This is a genomic window from Paenibacillus sp. J31P190 (genome assembly GCF_059692075.1).
Genome location: NZ_JCAUAS010000016.1, coordinates 130920 through 147968, shown reverse-complemented (window position 1 = coordinate 147968; position 17049 = coordinate 130920). Strand labels below are relative to the sequence as shown.

At 47.9% G+C, this 17049-nt stretch carries 16 protein-coding genes; 15 read left to right on the top strand and 1 reads right to left on the bottom strand.

Annotated elements, in window-relative coordinates:
- Window positions 1–114: 114 nt before the first annotated feature.
- The 5 genes from atpG (at window position 115) to AC58U0_RS24840 (ending at window position 3964) form a co-directional block, all read left to right on the top strand.
- On the top strand, window positions 115–972 hold the full coding sequence (gene atpG / locus AC58U0_RS24860) for an ATP synthase F1 subunit gamma (protein ID WP_029195659.1): 858 nt from the start codon (window positions 115–117) through the stop codon (window positions 970–972).
- A 48-nt stretch (window positions 973–1020) separates the two neighbouring features.
- Window positions 1021–2418 carry a F0F1 ATP synthase subunit beta gene (atpD, locus tag AC58U0_RS24855; RefSeq protein ID WP_057303735.1) on the top strand — a complete coding sequence of 466 codons (1398 nt, stop codon included), beginning with the start codon at window positions 1021–1023 and terminating at the stop codon, window positions 2416–2418.
- A gap of 40 nt (window positions 2419–2458) precedes the next feature.
- Window positions 2459–2863, top strand: coding sequence for a F0F1 ATP synthase subunit epsilon (locus tag AC58U0_RS24850; RefSeq protein ID WP_497381606.1), 405 nt, complete (start codon window positions 2459–2461; stop codon window positions 2861–2863).
- 232 nt (window positions 2864–3095) lie between these two features.
- Window positions 3096–3461: an NADH-quinone oxidoreductase subunit A gene (locus tag AC58U0_RS24845; RefSeq protein WP_056832327.1), complete on the top strand. Its 366-nt coding sequence runs from the start codon at window positions 3096–3098 to the stop codon at window positions 3459–3461.
- Window positions 3446–3964, top strand: a complete 519-nt coding sequence (locus AC58U0_RS24840; protein ID WP_029195655.1) for a NuoB/complex I 20 kDa subunit family protein — start codon at window positions 3446–3448, stop codon at window positions 3962–3964. The genes AC58U0_RS24845 and AC58U0_RS24840 overlap by 16 nt, the downstream gene beginning before the upstream one ends.
- Here AC58U0_RS24840 and AC58U0_RS24835 read toward each other — a convergent pair.
- The gene (locus tag AC58U0_RS24835) at window positions 3888–4427 is read right to left on the bottom strand and encodes a hypothetical protein (protein WP_497381605.1); all 540 of its coding nucleotides are present in this window, start codon (window positions 4425–4427) and stop codon (window positions 3888–3890) included. The two genes, AC58U0_RS24840 and AC58U0_RS24835, sit on opposite strands and share 77 nt — an antisense overlap.
- A 130-nt stretch (window positions 4428–4557) precedes the next feature.
- On the opposite strand from AC58U0_RS24835, the gene AC58U0_RS24830 reads away from it, so the two are divergent.
- The 10 genes from AC58U0_RS24830 (at window position 4558) to AC58U0_RS24785 (ending at window position 17031) form a co-directional block, all read left to right on the top strand.
- Window positions 4558–4998: an NADH-quinone oxidoreductase subunit C gene (locus tag AC58U0_RS24830; RefSeq protein WP_497381604.1), complete on the top strand. Its 441-nt coding sequence runs from the start codon at window positions 4558–4560 to the stop codon at window positions 4996–4998.
- 3 nt (window positions 4999–5001) lie between these two features.
- Window positions 5002–6102, top strand: coding sequence for an NADH-quinone oxidoreductase subunit D (locus AC58U0_RS24825; RefSeq protein ID WP_029195653.1), 1101 nt, complete (start codon window positions 5002–5004; stop codon window positions 6100–6102).
- Window positions 6102–7106 carry an NADH-quinone oxidoreductase subunit NuoH gene (gene nuoH, locus AC58U0_RS24820; RefSeq protein WP_497381603.1) on the top strand — a complete coding sequence of 335 codons (1005 nt, stop codon included), beginning with the start codon at window positions 6102–6104 and terminating at the stop codon, window positions 7104–7106. The genes AC58U0_RS24825 and nuoH overlap by 1 nt, the downstream gene beginning before the upstream one ends.
- 446 nt (window positions 7107–7552) lie before the next feature.
- Window positions 7553–8005 carry an NADH-quinone oxidoreductase subunit NuoI gene (gene nuoI, locus AC58U0_RS24815; protein WP_029195651.1) on the top strand — a complete coding sequence of 151 codons (453 nt, stop codon included), beginning with the start codon at window positions 7553–7555 and terminating at the stop codon, window positions 8003–8005.
- Window positions 7998–8528, top strand: a complete 531-nt coding sequence (locus AC58U0_RS24810) for an NADH-quinone oxidoreductase subunit J (protein ID WP_057303738.1) — start codon at window positions 7998–8000, stop codon at window positions 8526–8528. Before nuoI ends, AC58U0_RS24810 begins: the two co-directional genes overlap by 8 nt.
- A 2-nt stretch (window positions 8529–8530) precedes the next feature.
- Complete coding sequence (gene nuoK, locus AC58U0_RS24805; RefSeq protein ID WP_029195649.1) at window positions 8531–8842, top strand: NADH-quinone oxidoreductase subunit NuoK; 312 nt, start codon at window positions 8531–8533, stop codon at window positions 8840–8842.
- Between the two features lie 15 nt (window positions 8843–8857).
- Entirely contained in the window at window positions 8858–10789 is a 1932-nt protein-coding gene (gene nuoL, locus AC58U0_RS24800) for an NADH-quinone oxidoreductase subunit L (RefSeq protein ID WP_497381602.1), read from the top strand.
- Entirely contained in the window at window positions 10779–12401 is a 1623-nt protein-coding gene (locus AC58U0_RS24795; RefSeq protein ID WP_497381601.1) for a complex I subunit 4 family protein, read from the top strand. The genes nuoL and AC58U0_RS24795 overlap by 11 nt, the downstream gene beginning before the upstream one ends.
- 4 nt (window positions 12402–12405) lie before the next feature.
- Window positions 12406–13917: an NADH-quinone oxidoreductase subunit N gene (locus AC58U0_RS24790; RefSeq protein ID WP_497381600.1), complete on the top strand. Its 1512-nt coding sequence runs from the start codon at window positions 12406–12408 to the stop codon at window positions 13915–13917.
- A gap of 585 nt (window positions 13918–14502) precedes the next feature.
- Window positions 14503–17031: a S8 family peptidase gene (locus AC58U0_RS24785; protein ID WP_497381599.1), complete on the top strand. Its 2529-nt coding sequence runs from the start codon at window positions 14503–14505 to the stop codon at window positions 17029–17031.
- Window positions 17032–17049 lie beyond the last annotated feature (18 nt).

The following is a 17049-nucleotide window of genomic DNA, read 5'->3' as shown; positions in this document are numbered from 1 at the left end:
AGCTTCCTGTTGAAGTGAAGCTCTCCCTACCATGTGTATCCTGGGCAGGCGGACGCCTGAATTCAGGTCTTCGAATGAAGGCTTTTCTAAGCCTCAAAAGAGAGGTGAGCAGGTATGGCAAAAGGAATGCGCGAGATTAAGCGCCAAATCAAATCCACACAAAGCACGAAGCAAATCACGAGAGCAATGGAAATGGTTGCAGCAGCGAACTTACGTAGAGCGCAGCAATCAGCGGAAGCGGCACGTCCGTACTCCGAGAAATTGAAGGAAGTGGTTGCAAGCATTGCAGCTGGCACCAAAGGCGTAAAGCACCCGATGCTGCAATCACGTGAAGTGAAGAAAACGGCCTATTTGGTCATTACTTCCGATCGTGGTCTCGCTGGTGGTTACAACGCAAACGTGTTGCGTAAAGCAATGACTGAAATTCGTGAAAATCATAAATCAACAGCTGAGTACTCCGTCTTCGTAATCGGACGTAAGGGAAGCAATTTCTTCTCGAAACGAAATATTCCGATTGTTGAAGAAGTAACCGGAGTTCCGGATACGCCGAAATTCTCGGATATTAAGCCTGTTGCTACAGCAGCGGTCGCTAATTTCGTTAACGGTACGTATGACCAACTGTTCCTGATTTACAACAAGTTCCAAAATGCGATTACCCAAATTCCAACCATGATTCGTCTGCTTCCGATGGAAGATGTATCCGGCGTGGCTGCAGCTAGCTATGAGTATGAGCCGTCACCGGAAGGCGTTCTGGAAGTACTGCTCCCTAAATATGCTGAGACGCTTATTTACAGTGCTGTTCTGGAAGGTAAAGCAAGTGAGTTTGGCGCGAGAATGACAGCGATGAACTCCGCAACGAAGAATGCAACGAAGATGATCAGCAGCTACACATTGGCTTACAATCGTGCACGCCAAGCTTCGATTACGCAAGAGATTTCGGAAATCGTCGCTGGAGCTAACGCGAACGCATAATGATAAACGGTCTCGATGGAGACACAAGCTTTACTTAGGAGGGAAACCATGAGCAAAGGGCGCGTTGTGAATATTACAGGGCCCGTCGTCGACATTGAGTTCGAACGCGGACAACTCCCTGAAATTCTGAATGCAATCAAAATTGAAAGAACCGAAGGTGGACAATCCTCCACTATGACGGTTGAAGCGGCTGTTCACCTTGGTGACAACCTCGTACGTTGCGTAGCAATGTCCTCTACTGACGGACTTGTACGTGGTGCCGTAGCAACAGATACTGGCGCAGCGATTACTGTACCAGTTGGTGCAGCAACACTGGGTCGTGTATTTAACGTATTGGGCGATCCGATCGATGGTAACGAAACAGTTGACCGTACATTAACTAGCCCAATCCACAAAGAAGCTCCTGCATTCGACAACTTGTCGACAAAATCAGAGATTCTTGAAACAGGTATTAAAGTTATTGACCTTATGGCTCCTTATGCAAAAGGTGGTAAAATCGGTCTCTTCGGCGGAGCGGGTGTAGGTAAAACCGTTACGATGCAAGAGTTGATTCACAACATTGCACAAGAGCACGGCGGTATCTCCGTATTTGCGGGCGTTGGTGAGCGTACTCGTGAAGGTAATGACCTTTATCACGAGATGAAAGACTCCGGCGTTATTGCAAAAACAGCGATGGTATTCGGTCAAATGAATGAGCCTCCAGGCGCGCGTCTTCGCGTAGCATTGTCCGGCTTGACAATGGCTGAGTATTTCCGTGACGAAGAAGGTAAAGACGTTCTTCTGTTCATCGACAACATCTTCCGTTTCACACAAGCAGGTTCTGAGGTTTCCGCTTTGCTAGGCCGTATGCCTTCCGCGGTAGGTTACCAACCAACGCTTGCAACAGAAATGGGTCAATTGCAAGAGCGTATTACTTCCACGAAAAAAGGTTCCGTTACTTCCATTCAAGCGATTTACGTTCCTGCCGATGACTATACGGATCCGGCTCCTGCAACGGCCTTCGCTCACTTGGACGCAACAACGAACTTGGAGCGTAGTATCGCGGCTGCAGGTATCTTCCCAGCGGTAGATCCACTTGCATCATCTTCCCGTGTTTTGACACCAGAAATCGTTGGTGAAGAGCACTATAAAGTAGCACAAGGCGTTAAACAAATTCTTCAACGTTATAAAGAGCTTCTGGATATCATCGCAATCTTGGGTATGGATGAGTTGTCTGATGAGGACAAATTGGTCGTTACTCGTGCGCGTCGTCTTCGTCTGTTCTTGTCTCAGCCGCTTCACGTTGCTGAGCCGTTCAACGGATTCCCAGGCTTGTATGTACCAATGAAGGATACCGTGCGCAGCTTCAAAGAAGTTCTTGAAGGTAAGCACGACAATCTTCCTGAAGTTGCCTTCCACAACGTGGGCACAATCGAGGATGCAATCGCGAAAGCTAAAACGCTGTAAGGTGCATGCTCTCTAAGTAAGTTTAGGAAGGAGAATCCAAGTGAGTACATTCCTACTGGAAATTGTTACACCGGAGCGCAAAGTGTACGCTGAACAAGTGAACATGGTTAGCGTGAAGGGTGTCGAAGGGGAGCTTGGAATTCTGCCGAATCACATTCCACTGGTCACTCCATTGAAGATCGCCTCCATTACTGTGAAGAAACAGGGCTCTAAAGACGAAATCATTGCAGTAAACGGCGGTTTCATGGAAGTGCGCAAGGATAAGGTGGTTATACTGGCGGAAAGCGCCGAGCTACCAGAACATATTGATATCGATCGTGCGAAAGCAGCGAAAGAACGTGCGGAGAAACGTCTTGCTGAAACGAAGCAAGATAACGTTGACTTCAAACGTGCAGAAGCCGCTCTTCAAAGAGCATTAAATCGTATCAATGTGTCCGGGAAATAATAGATGTTTGATGAAAAGCGGGGGAACTTTGGTTCCTCCGTTTTTTTTTCGAATAGGAAGATTAATAAAAGATAATTATGGAAAATCTACTCACTAGGAATGAAAAGTGGGGTTTGGAATTAGTCATCGACGCCCAAAAGGCTTTTTGTTATAATATTGAAGGTGAATATTACCAAAACTAGTAGCACGCATAAGAAAAGCAAATACGAATGGAGGCGGTTACATTCACATGATGTATACAAATAACTATGTAATCGTAGCGATTTTTCTAGGGTTAGGTATTATTCTCCCTATAGTAGCGCTAACGGCAGGCAAATGGTTAAGACCGAGTAAACCCGTCGATGAGAAGTATACGACGTATGAGAGTGGCAATGAGCCTGTAGGTGAGGGGCAAATCCGGTTTAACATTCGTTATTATTTATTTGCTTTGATGTTTGTTATCTTTGATGTGGAAACCGTGTTCCTGTATCCATGGGCTGTCGCTTTTAATCAGCTTGGACTTTTTGCCTTAGTGGAAATGTGTATTTTTGTAGCCTTGCTTGCCATTGGATTAATATACGCTTGGAAGAAGAAGGTGCTGCAATGGACTTCAGTCTAGAATCAATATCTCCCGAAGAACGAGAAGAATTAAACCGTAATGTCTTTATGACGACACTGGAGCAAGTGAAAGCTTGGGCTCGCAGTAATTCGCTTTGGCCATTAACTTTTGGTCTGGCCTGTTGTGCTATCGAAATGATGGGTACTGGTGGATCTCACTATGATTTAGACCGTTTCGGAGTCATCTTCCGTACGTCTCCTAGACAATCTGATGTCATGATTGTGGCGGGGACTGTAACGAAGAAAATGGCTCCTTTGCTGCGCCGTCTTTACGAACAAATGCCTGAACCGAAGTGGGTCATTGCGATGGGTTCCTGCGCTACGGCGGGTGGACCTTATGTGAAGTCGTACTCCGTTGTTAAGGGAGTTGACCAAATTGTTCCGGTTGATGTTTATATTCCGGGTTGTCCGCCGAACCCGGCTGCACTCATTTATGGGATAAACAAGCTTCAGGAGAAGATTCGCTATGAAGCGAAGACTGGGAAGCAGGTGACCAATCGATGAGTGATGAGAAGAAGCCGGAGGAGAAGGTAGACCCGACTCCAACTGCTGATGGTAAGAAAGTGAATGAATCTCCGTTAGAGGAAGCGATCGCTGAAGTTGGCGACCTTACGCCGGAGGCGCGCGCGAGTAAGACGCCGCTTAGCGCTGACGTGCAGGCTGCGGTAGATCGCGCGGCGGAGATACAAGCCGCTGATCCGGCTGCGCAGACGACGAGCGAGCCGAGCGACGCGCCTGCGGCTGAGCTTGCGGAGCGAGCTGCGAGCAGCGGCGACGCTGGCGCAGCAAAGGGCAGTGACGCGGCCGTGAGCGCCAACGCGCCAGCAGCGAGTGACGCGGCAGCGGAGCGCGCCGCGGCGAGAGCCGCCCGCCTCGCTGCGCGGGCGGCTGCTGAGCCGACGGGCGAGCCTGCGTCGGCAGCAGCTCCAGCGTCTGCGGACGCTGGGGACGAAGAGAAGGCGGCCAAAGCCCAGGCCGCCGCTGAAGCACGCGCTGCGCGAGCTAGCGCGCGCGGGGCGAAGCCCGAGTCGGCGGAGCCTGAGGCGCCGAAGGAGCCTTCACCGAACCAGCCGCTGCTTGATCGGCTGGTCGCGATCTTGAAAGCCGACGTTGGCGACGATGCTGTCGTCGACGCATTCATCAACGAAAGGGACGCGCATCGCCCTTACGTGGTCATTCACAGCTCACGCTGGCTGCAGGCCGCGCTGACGCTCAGGGATCATGAAGAGCTGCGCTGTAACTACTTACGCAATCTCTCGGGCGTGGACCAAGAGACGCACCTAGAGGTGGCGTATCATCTGCTATCCCTCACACACAAGCATGAGTATTGTGTGAAAGTGAAGACAGATCGGGAGCAGCCAAGCATTCCCTCTGTGGCTCCAGTATGGGCTACAGCGGATTGGAATGAGCGAGAAGTGTATGACCTACTGGGTATCGATTTCCCAGGTCACCCTAACTTAGTAAGAATCATGATGCCTGACGATTGGGTCGGCCATCCACTGCGCAAAGATTACGAACCGCTTGACCCGGAGGTGTAGCTCGTGTTACGGACAGAAGAACTCCTGTTAAACGTTGGTCCTCAGCATCCTAGTACGCACGGGGTTTTCCGCGTGATCGTGAAGCTGGATGGAGAAGTTATTAAAGAAGCAATACCCGTGATGGGCTATCTACATAGAGGAACAGAGAAATTAGCTGAGAACCTTAGCTATACACAAATTATTCCTTACACGGACCGTATGGATTACGTATCGGCGATGACGACCAATTACGTGCTTGTGAATGCCGTAGAGAAAATGATGCAGCTTGAAGTGCCAGAACGAGCGGAGTTCCTTCGCTTAATCGTGATGGAGCTTCAACGTATCGCTTCTCATATGGTGTGGTGGGGTACTTATTTGCTTGACATCGGCGCGATGAGCCCGTTCTTATACGCTTTTCGTGATCGGGAAATTATTATCGATCTGTTCAACGAATTATGCGGCGCTCGTCTAACCTACAACTACATGCGTGTAGGCGGGGTGAAGTGGGACGCTCCAGAGGGTTGGATCGATAAAGTTAAGAAATTTATTCCTTATATGTACGGTAAATTGGAAGAGTATCACACGTTAGTAACGGGGAATGAAATCTTTCTATCCCGTATCAAGGGTGTAGGCAAGTATGATGCAGAGACAGCCATTGCGTATGGCCTTAGCGGCGCTAACTTAAGATGTACGGGTGTAGACTGGGATATCCGCAAAACGCAGCCGTACAGCCTGTATAGCCGCTTCCAGTTCGACGTGCCTGTTCGCAGCGGCGGTGACTGCTATGATCGTTACTTGCTTCGTATGGAGGAAGTTAAGCAATCGCTTCGTATCCTAGAGCAAGCCGTGGAACAGTTTCCTGAGCAAGGCGAAACTATGGGCAAAGTGCCTAGAGTCATTCGTCCTCCAGAAGGGGAAGTGTATTCGGCTATCGAGTCTCCGCGCGGCGAAATTGGCTGTTATATTATTTCCCGAGGTAAACAAGAGCCTTTCCGTCTGAAATTCCGCAGACCTTCCTTCGTAAATCTGCAAATTTTGCCCAAGCTGCTGGTCGGTGAATCGATGACCAACTTGATTACGATTCTAGGCGGCATCGATATTGTCGTTGGGGAGGTGGATGCCTAATGGTGAATTTATTGGAGGAGAGTCTAACTTGGACGAACTTCTTCGTTTTCCTGTTCTGGGGCATCGTCATGCTGATGCTGGTCTTAGGCTTCGTAACCTATGCGATCTACTTCGAGCGTAAGGTCATCGGCTGGATGCAGATGCGGATCGGGCCTAACCGAACGGGACCTTTTGGGCTACTGCAAAGTGTTGCGGACGTCTTCAAGCTTCTAATCAAAGAGGATACGATTCCTAAAAAAGCGGAACGCGAGCTTTTCATTCTGGCGCCTATCATTACGTTTATCCCTTCGTTCACGATTATTGCGACGATTCCATTTTCGGATCGGATGTTTAATGCGAATTTGAATGTCGGACTGCTCTTTTATGTAGCTTTAACGGGGATTTCTACGATTGGTATCATCCTCGGCGGTTGGGCATCTAATAACAAATATGCGCTGCTAGGCGGTATGCGTTCTGCGGCTCAAATGATTAGCTATGAGGTACCGCTCGTCATCTCCGTTATTGGTGTCATCATGATGACAGGCAGTTTAAATCTACATACGATCGTTGATCATCAAACAGGCGGTTTCTGGCATTGGAATTTCATTCCTCAGATTCTTGGCTTTATCATTTTCGTTATAGCCGGGGTCTCGGAGCTCAATCGAACGCCGTTTGACTTGCCGGAAGCGGAGTCTGAGCTTGTTGCTGGTTACCATGTAGAATACAGTGGTTTCCGCTTCGCTTTTTTCATGCTATCAGAGTATGTTTACGTGTTCGTCATTGCTTCCCTTACGAGCTTGATTTTCCTGGGTGGATGGCATTCGCCGTTCCCATTCCTTGATTTCATTCCGGGTATTATCTGGTTCCTGCTGAAATTCTCTTCGGTTGTGTTCTTCCTATTCTGGCTGCGCGCAACGCTGCCTCGGGTACGGGTAGACCAACTCATGGGATTCGGCTGGAAAGTGCTGCTTCCACTGGCACTGGTTAATATGCTAATAACTGCGATTATCATGACCGTTATGTAATTGTTAATAGGCCTTGCGACGACGAAAGGGAACATGTGTACCCTATTTCATGCGAAACGCATGGTTTCATCCCCGAAATGGAGCTACGATTCGTTATGTAGACCCAAAACAAGGGAATTTACTTCGATTCCAATGAATAGAGGATCGACGTTCCGCATTAGGGCCTGCAACCGGATAAACGAGGTAAATAACGAATCTTCGTTCCCTTTAGTGGCAAGAATTTTAAATAACCGCTCTTAAAATCAATTAACAGTATGAAGTCATGATTCTCAAGCGTGTTTACGGATTATTTGAGCGTTAAGTTTTTTCAAGCCCTACGCTTTCCAAGTCAGTTTTGTCAAAGCAAAACGCAAGATCGCGCTTACGATGCAAGTTTCCTATGGAAACTCTAAAGCCCACGCTTACGAATCAAGTTTTCCTACGGAAAACTCTAAGGAGGGAAACGAATGAAGGGCATAATGAAAGGTTTAGGCGTAACGTTTAAAAGTATGACACAGAAAAAAATAACGTACGCATACCCTGACGTCCCGATTAAAATGCCGGACCGCTTTCGCGGTATTCAATATTTTGATCCAGAGAAATGCATTGTGTGTAATCAATGTGCACGCGTTTGTCCGACGGAGTGTATCACCCTAACAGGTAAAGCGAATCCGGACCCAGAGAAAAAGGGTAAGGTTATCGATACGTACGATATTAACTTCGAGATTTGTATTCTCTGCGATCTTTGCACTGAGGTTTGTCCGACAGAAGCAATCGTCATGACGAACAATTTTGAGCTGAGTACCTACAGTCGTGATGATCTGTTCAAAAATATGCAGTGGTTAAGTGAGAACACGCAAAATATCCGTCAAGAGAACAACTCAGCCTTGCCAAAAGGGGGGGCCAAGAAAGATGTTTAGCGGAATTGGTGATTTCTTATCCAACGGTTCAAGCTGGGCTTTCTTCGTCTTCGCTCTTCTTGCAATTGGCGGAGCCATCTTCATGATTTCTTTTACCAAAGTCGTTCACATGGTCATTGCCGTTGCCCTTACGTTTATTAGTTTGGCGGGGCTGTATGTCATTCTGGAGGCTGAGTTTGTAGCTTTCGTGCAGGTCTTGATCTACGCAGGAGCAATCTCGATTCTGATGATTTTCGGTATTATGATGACGAGGCACAGACAAGGGGAAGAAGAGGAGCCTAAGCGTCCTTGGCATGAAGGCCTAGCGATTATTGGTGCTTTGGGATTGTTCGGAGTATTATTTTATGCCATTCAAAAAACGACTTTCGTCGCTTCGGGTACTCTGGATGCTGGCAAGGATAACACACTAGAAATCGGAAAACTGCTCTATAACGAGCACGTTATCCCTTTCGAAATCATGTCAGTGCTGCTGACGGTAGCCTTCATCGGTGCTATCGTGGTCGCGAAGAGAGAGGAGGATTAGCTGTGGGCAATATTATTACTCCCTATCTCACGCTGGCGGCAATCCTGTTCTGCATCGGTTTATACGGTGCGTTAACGAAGAAGAACGGGGTTATCGTCCTGCTTTCGATTGAGCTTATGCTGAATGCGGTGAACTTGAATTTGATTGCTTTCTCGAAGCTTGGTGATCATCCGGCTCTTACCGGGCAGATTTTCTCGCTTTTCAACATCACTATAGCAGCTGCTGAGGCGGCTGTAGGGATCGCGATTCTAATTACGATTTACAGAAATAAAGGGACAGTAGAAGTTACGGATTTGGATTCTATGAAGCGCTAGGAGGCTAACAAGGATATGGTATCGGACTATTCACAGTACGCCTGGCTCATTCCGTTGTTTCCGCTGCTTGCTTTTCTAGCGCTTACGGCTATGGGACGTCAATTAAAAGATCTAGGTATTTACATCAGTATTTTCGCGATGCTGGCATCATTTATCGTGGCTTTGCTGATTTTCGTTGAACGAATTGGCGGTAAAGTGGAGGATTACACGTGGAATAAGCTGCATTGGCTGCAAGTGGGCGATTTCACGCTGAATATGGGCTTTGAGGTTAACAATCTGAACACCTTGATGCTCGTGATTGTCACACTGGTTTCTTTGTTGGTGAACATTTATTCCAAAGGTTATATGAAAGGCGACGAGCGAATTCATGTGTTCTTTGGCTATATCGCTTTGTTCTCCTTCTCTATGCTTGGCCTTGTCATCTCGGAAAATATGTTGGAGCTGTACATCTTCTGGGAGTTAGTAGGGGTATGTTCCTTCCTGCTCGTCGGATTCTGGTACTTCAAACCTGAGGCGAAGGCTGCTGCGAAAAAGGCATTCATCGTTACCCGTATCGGGGACGTGGGCCTGTTTATTGCCATTCTGCTGCTGTACTGGTACATGCCAGGGCATGCACTTGATTTCACATCTATTCATAATGCTTTTACAACGGGCAAAATCGACCCCACGATCATCACATGGATTGCTATTCTGATCTTCATTGGCGCGATGGGTAAATCAGGTCAATTCCCGCTGCACACGTGGCTGCCGGATGCCATGGAAGGTCCAACGCCGATAAGTGCGTTAATCCATGCAGCAACGATGGTTGCCGCTGGGGTGTACCTAGTTGCGCGTACCTTTGATATTTTCCACGCATCGCCGGATGCTTTGCTTGTTGTAGCCTATGTGGGTGGTTTCACAGCGATTTTTGCGGCCACGATTGGTATTGCTCAGAACGATATCAAACGCATTCTCGCCTACTCGACCGTGAGTCAACTCGGCTATATGATGATGGCGCTCGGGATTGGTGTTTCCTACACGTCTGGTATGTTCCATTTGTTCACGCATGCCTTTTTCAAAGCGCTTCTCTTCTTGGGCGCAGGCAGTGTGATTCACGCTGTACATACACAAGACATTAACGAAATGGGCGGTTTATCCCGCAAAATGAAAATCACGACCTGGACATTCGCGATAGGCACGCTGGCACTGTCAGGTATTTTCCCTTTCGCGGGGTTCTGGTCGAAGGATATGATCCTGACGGAAGCCTACGAGCATAACCAGATCTTGTTCTGGGTCGGTGTCATTGCTGCCTTCTTCACAGCGTTCTATATGTCACGTTTGTTCTTCCTCGTGTTTATGGGGTCGCCTAGAGGCAAAGCAAAGACTACTGATGAAGATCACGATAATCATGGTCATGCAGCGCATACCGCTCATGAACCCCATGAGTCTCCGGCAACAATGACCACACCTTTGATTATTCTAGCTGTGCTTGCTGTTGTTGCGGGCTTTGTGAATACGCCGTTTAACGAATGGCTCAGTCAATGGTTGACAGGGCATGATCATGATGAGAAAGCCAATTGGACCGTTATTATTTTGTCCACACTGGCTGGTTTGCTTGGAATTGGGCTTGGTTACTTGATCTACCTCAAACGTACGATTCCGCGCGATGTAGTTTCTGGTAAAATGCCGTGGCTGTACACGCTGTTGAATCGCAAATATTTCATTGATGAAATTTATGATGGTGTCATTGTAAAACCGCTTCGCGGTTTAGGCTGGATACTTGAACTATTTGATGTGTATGTCGTTGACGGTATTGTACGTTTGGTCGCCTTTACTGTGGTCGGACTAGGGCGTTTAGGCTCACGTCTCCAAAATGGTCAACTACAAACCTATGGTGTCATCATGATTTTGGGGATGCTGATTCTGGTACTCGCCATCGCAGGAAGGAGGTTCATCCATGCTGGCTAGTATACCCATCCTAAGTATGATCGCCTTCTCGCCTCTGCTTGGCGTTCTGGTCTTGCTCTTCATCCGTGGTGATCAAGGCCGTCTGATTAAAACAATTGGTATTGTTACGACACTGATCCCGCTAATTTTGGCGGCGTGGTTGTATAGCGATTACAATTATCAGGGTGACCCGATTCAGTATAAAGAACAGCTGGACTGGATCAAAGTGCCGCTTAATCATGAGGGAATTCAGCAAATTACTTCGTATTTCTTCGAGTTTAAGTATTCGTTGGCGGTTGATGGCATTTCCTTGCCGCTCGTGTTTCTAACCGCATTGATTTCGTCAATGGCTGCTTTAGCTTCGGTGTATATTAAGAAACGCTGGAAAACGTACTTCATTCTGTTCTTGCTGCTGGAAACGGGTATGTTCGGAGTTTTCTTATCACAGGATCTGTTCTTGTTCTTCTTGTTCTTCGAAATTACACTCGTACCGATGTTCTTCTTGATTGGTATTTGGGGGTATATGAATAGGGAACAAGCTGCCAATCGCTTCTTGCTTTACAATGGACTTGGATCAGCGATCATGTTGATCGCGTTCTTAATTCTCGTCAGCACGGCTGGATTCAATCAGGTGCCCTCACAGACAGAAGCTGTCATTTACTACAGCGGTGACATTCATACGATTGCACATAATTTGCTGCAAGATCCCGCCGCTTATGTCAATCAAGAAGGAACGCCGTTCTTCCTTAGTCCGACTATGAAGTGGACCGTGTTCATTATGCTGCTGGTCGCTTTCGGCATTAAGCTGCCGATCTTCCCGTTCCATACATGGATGCTCAAAGTACATACAGAGGCTCCGCCTGCTGTTGTTATGATACACTCCGGGATTTTGCTGAAAATGGGAGCCTACGGCCTCATCCGGTTCGGCATTCTGTTCTTCCCGGGGGAAGCCAAGCAGTGGGCCTGGATGCTGGCGCTCCTCGGCGTCATCAACATCGTGTACGGCGCGATTCTCGCCATGGTCCAAAAGGACTTCAAGCTCGTGCTGGCCTACTCGAGTATTAGCCACATGGGCATCGTCCTGCTCGGTCTCGCCGCGTTCAACGTATCGGGCCTGCAGGGCGCCGTGTTCCAACTGATCTCACACGGCCTCATTTCGGCCCTGATGTTCTTGCTCGTAGGCAGCATCTACGAGCGGACCCAAACGACGCAGCTCGACCAATTAGGCGGTCTAGCTAGCTCGGTACCTTTCATCAGCGGCATTCTGCTGGTCGCTGGTATGGCATCGCTCGGATTGCCGGGCTTATCCGGCTTCATCAGTGAGTTCCTCGCGTTTCTCGGACTCTTCGAAACGCACCGAGTGTACGCGATTGTCGGTACACTTGGGATCATTTTCACCGCGGTTTACGTGCTGCGCGGGGTTCTGAACATCACGTTCGGCCCTAAACAGCCGAACCTGCAGCTGCAAGGCATGCGCGACGCCAGATTAATCGAGGCGGTGCCGATGATTACATTGGTGGCGTTCATTCTCTTGCTCGGTGTATACCCAAGCGTGCTGAGTCAGCCGCTACAGCAAACGATAGGCAGCTTGGATCAATTGATCCACAGCGTAGCCGGGAAGATAGGAGGTTAGACCAGTGGAACAGATAAGACTCCATGTCGCCGATTTAGTGCATCTGCTCCCTGAGCTTTCGCTGGTTGCCACCGCGATCATCCTATCTCTCTTGGATTTGGTCCTTCCTAACAGGCTTAGTCGCTCGATAATTGGATGGCTGACGTTGGTTGGCATCGCTATTTCTGCGATATTCGTTGTTCTACAGTTGAATCCAGATGAGGCTATTGGGCTGCTCAATAATAGCTACAGAGTAGATGATTTCTCGAATCTGCTCAAATTGTTCACTTTAGTAGGTACGGGCTTCATTGTCTTGATGAGCTTAGGCTTCATCAAAGAAGAGGCCATTCCACATGTCGGGGAGTATTACTACTTCTATCTGCCCGCCGCGCTCGGAGCCATGATTATGTCATCCTCGGGTGACCTTATCACGCTGTATGTTGGGTTGGAGCTGCTGAGTATTACTTCGTACTTGCTCGTAGCTATGAAGAAGAAAGATAACAAATCTAACGAGGGTGCCTTCAAGTATTTGGTCATGGGCGGTATTTCATCTGCGATCATCTTGTATGGCATGTCCTTCCTATACGGAATGGTCGGTTCCAGCAATTTGTCGCAGATTGGTGCTGCTCTTCCATCGCTCGTAACGGCTTACGAACCCCTGCTTTATGTAGCATTCTTCATGCTGCTGGCAGGCTTCGGCTTCAAAATCGCCGCTGCCCCGTTCCACAGCTGGGCGCCGGATGTATACCAAGGCGCACCGACGCCAGTGACAGCATTTTTGGCTGTCGTGTCCAAAGGCGCCGGCTTCGCCATCCTGTTCCGCGTATTCTACGTGCTGTTTGGATTTAGCAATTTTGAAGGAAGCAGTTTTCAATCAGATGTGTTCCTTGCCATATCGGTAATGGCGGCCATTGCGATGGTAACCGGTAATTTCATTGCGCTGAAGCAAACGAATATGAAAAGGCTTTTGGCTTACTCAGGAATTGCTAATGCAGGTTACCTACTCGTTCCGATCGGAACTTACTTTTCCAGTACCCACTACGCGAACTTCTCTGAATTTATATTCTATCTGATCGCGTACTTGTTTATGAACATCGGAGCATTCGCTGTGCTGATGATTATTGAGCAGGCAGAAGGCCATACCGAAGCGAAGGGTTTCGCTGGTCTCTATTACAGGGCCCCAATAACAGCCGTAGCCATGGTGCTCATCGTGCTTTCATTGGCCGGCATTCCTTTATCTGGCGGGTTTTTCGGGAAGCTCTACATCATCCTGGGAACGATGCAGACCCAGCACTATTGGCTGGGAGCACTGATGATCGCTACCAGTGTGGTATCCTTTTACTACTATTTCGGCATCGTACGCCAAATGTTTATGCGCAGCGATTACGAGCCTGCCGAGATTAAGGTGTCGATTCCGTTAGGGATAACAGTTTGGTTATGTGCCCTCATCAGCGTGGCATTGGGCGTTGTCCCACACCTTGTGCTGAAAGGCATCGAAGCCATTTTCACCTTAACGAAGGATTTTCTGATTATGTAAATTTATGAATAAGCCTTTCCCTACTTAAAGAAGTGGGGGAAGGCTTTTTTGTTTGTATAAAAGAATTAATATATTTTTTGGGGCTAGGTGTAAGCTGAGCGTGAAGAAAGGGAACGAGAGGGTGCTATTTCACCAAAAGTAGCTCTTTGAGCGAGGGGAAGGGAACTGTGGGACGCTATTTCGCCATTTTAGGTAGAAATGGGTCCCATTTCGATAGAATAAGACCTTGTAGTTCCCCTACAGCTGCCGAACTTCAGCTTTTCCTCTAAATAGCGCCCTGAGGTTCCCCTAAAGAGGGATTGTCTCAAACAATTAGGCTCATCCCGTAAGGCCAACGAAGTCGTTTTTTTATTTTGGTTTTTTCGCTTTTACAGCAAATTATTCCAAAGGCTTCACGGCTTGTCATTTCGATGTACAATGTATAGAAGAAGGATTGTCTTTCGTCCCATACATAATTGCAAAAATATTTTTGCTCAAGTTCTGAACTTTTTGCGACGAAAAACCGATATAGGTATCGAGAAGACGGGTAATGTGGTATAGATAGAGAAGGAAAAAGATCATACAAGAAAAAGGACCTGTGATTACATGAAATGTACTCGACACCTTTGGCTCATCGTGCTGATGATGCTTGTTGTGGAACTTACAGGGATGATGACTAAAGTAGAAGCAGCCTACCCGGTGTCGACGGATCCTATGAGGGTGAAACAAACCTATCTGGATATGATCCACATTGATCAAGCATGGGCTGCAGCAGGAGATTCCCGGACCCCCATTGTAGTAGCGGTTGTCGATACGGGCGTTGATCTTGTACATCCTGATTTAGTAGGTAATTTGGTAGATGGTGTGAACCTGCTTCAACCATCGAAAAAGCCTCAAGATGATAATGGACATGGAACGAATGTGGCAGGTATCATTGCAGCCACGTTCAATAACGATAAAGGGATTGCAGGCATAGCTCCTAATGCCAAGATTATGCCAATTAAAGCGTTGGAGGCCGACGGTACAGGCGGCGAAGCAAAGCTTGGCGAAGGCATCAAGTACGCAGTGGATCACGGCGCGAAGATCGTAGTGCTTTCCCTGGGATTGAATAAATATTCCGATTATATGGAAGGCATTGTGCAGTATGCAGAGGATCGTAATGTACTGCTCGTTGCCGCTGTTGGCAATGAAAGCACAAGTGTGAAATACCCGGCGGCATATCCTACTGTTCTAGCTGTAGGGGGCGTTAACTCTGAAAAGCTTGCTGATCCTCGTTCGAATTTTGGGCCGGAACTGGATCTCGTAGCGCCTTGGGATGTATACACAACAGCACTTGGTGGCGGCTATCAATACCAAGATGGAAGCTCCATGTCTGCACCCCAGGTTGCTGCAGCTGCAGCATTGGTATGGGGTAAATACCCGAGTATGAACGTGTATCAAGTTCGTGCGCAACTCGAGCAGACGGCAGAAGACTTGACGTCTGGGGGATGGGATACCAAAACGGGCTATGGTTTGTTAAGAGTGGATTTGGCACTGACGAAGCCGTACAGCGAGGATTATTTTGAGCCTAATGACAATATGAATCAGGCTGCCATATTGCCGGTTCATACGGCTGTTAAAGCTGTACTTAGCACGGCACAAGACCAAGATTGGTACGCCATTGATGCGGCTTATGATGGGTTTATAAAATTATGGTTGAATAGCGCAGATAGCTCGGGTGTCCGAGTGCGTTTTGATTCCGGAGAAACATTTATCGCGAATAGTACCTCGGACGGAAGTCAACCTTTCATGGTCCCCGTGACCAAAGGGCGTACGTATGTGCAGCTGCAGACGGTGGATCGTTCCCGCAAGACGGCGTTAACTTACTCGATGCGAACGGATTTTGCTATTTATAAGGATCCATTTGAGGATAATGATAAGCAGTATAAAGCATTCGTTTTACCTGATCGAAGTCAATCTATCCGAGGTACTTTTCATCAAAAAGGAGATCTGGATTGGTTTGCAATATCCCTAAAAGACTCAGGTACAATGCGAATTAGGCTATCCGTAGATACCGGACGCATTGATCCGATGATCCTATTTCAGAAGGAAGGGGAGAAGTCGATTACGATCGACCAAGCCGGAGATGGAGGCATTGAGGTCAGCTCCCAAATGGATCTGCTCCCAGGTCAATATTACATTCGCGTCAGCAATATGAAGGATTACTCAGAGCCGATTACGGGAGAGTATACGTTAGAAATTGAATACACGCCGAAGCTGATCGATCCGAATGAGCCGAATGATAAATCGTATCAAGCTACTTTTGCTGCGATGAATTCCGTGTATGAGGGTGTATTTAACAAAAATGATGATGTTGATTGGTTCGAATTCCGCATGAGCAAGGATGGTCTCGCCCAAGTGCGTTTAACGAACATACCGACATCACGCATTTTATATGCAACGCTATATGATAGTTCTTTGAAGGAACAAGGCTTTTATCGAAATGATTATGGTAATGATCAGTTTTTTATTGAGAAAACCCTACCTGCAGGCACCTATTATATCAAGCTTCAGGCTAACCAATGGTTTATGAGTCAAATGTATCGGTTAAAAGTAGGCAGTTACGCGCTGGTGAGCGGATTTGCCGATATTGATGGACACTGGGCAAAGGATGCCATTAGTCAGCTTACGGAGCAAGGTGTGATTAGCGGTTACGGAAACTACCGTTTTGCTCCCAATCAGCCCATTACACGTGCGGAGGCAGCAACGGTATTGACGCGAGCTTTGAAGCTGTCTAAACGCCAGGAACTGCGTTTTAGCGATATGGATGCTTCGCATTGGGCTTACGATTACGTAGCCAAAGCGGTTCAAGCGAATATTGTGGACGGTTACCCGGATGGAACATTCGGGCCTGACCGTACGCTTACACGTATGGAGATGACACAGATGCTTGCCCGCAGCATGAATATGACGGGGAAACGCCGGGGTAACTCCCCTTTTAGCGATGTGAATGATACGTATTGGGGTGTCGGGATCCTGAAACAAATGTCGGCGGATGGTTGGATTAGCGGCTATTCGGATGGCACCTTCCGGCCTGATGAGCAAGCAACACGAGCTGAATTCGTAACACTGCTCGCTAAAGTAATCAATCGGTAAAACCGAAGAGGAGTGACT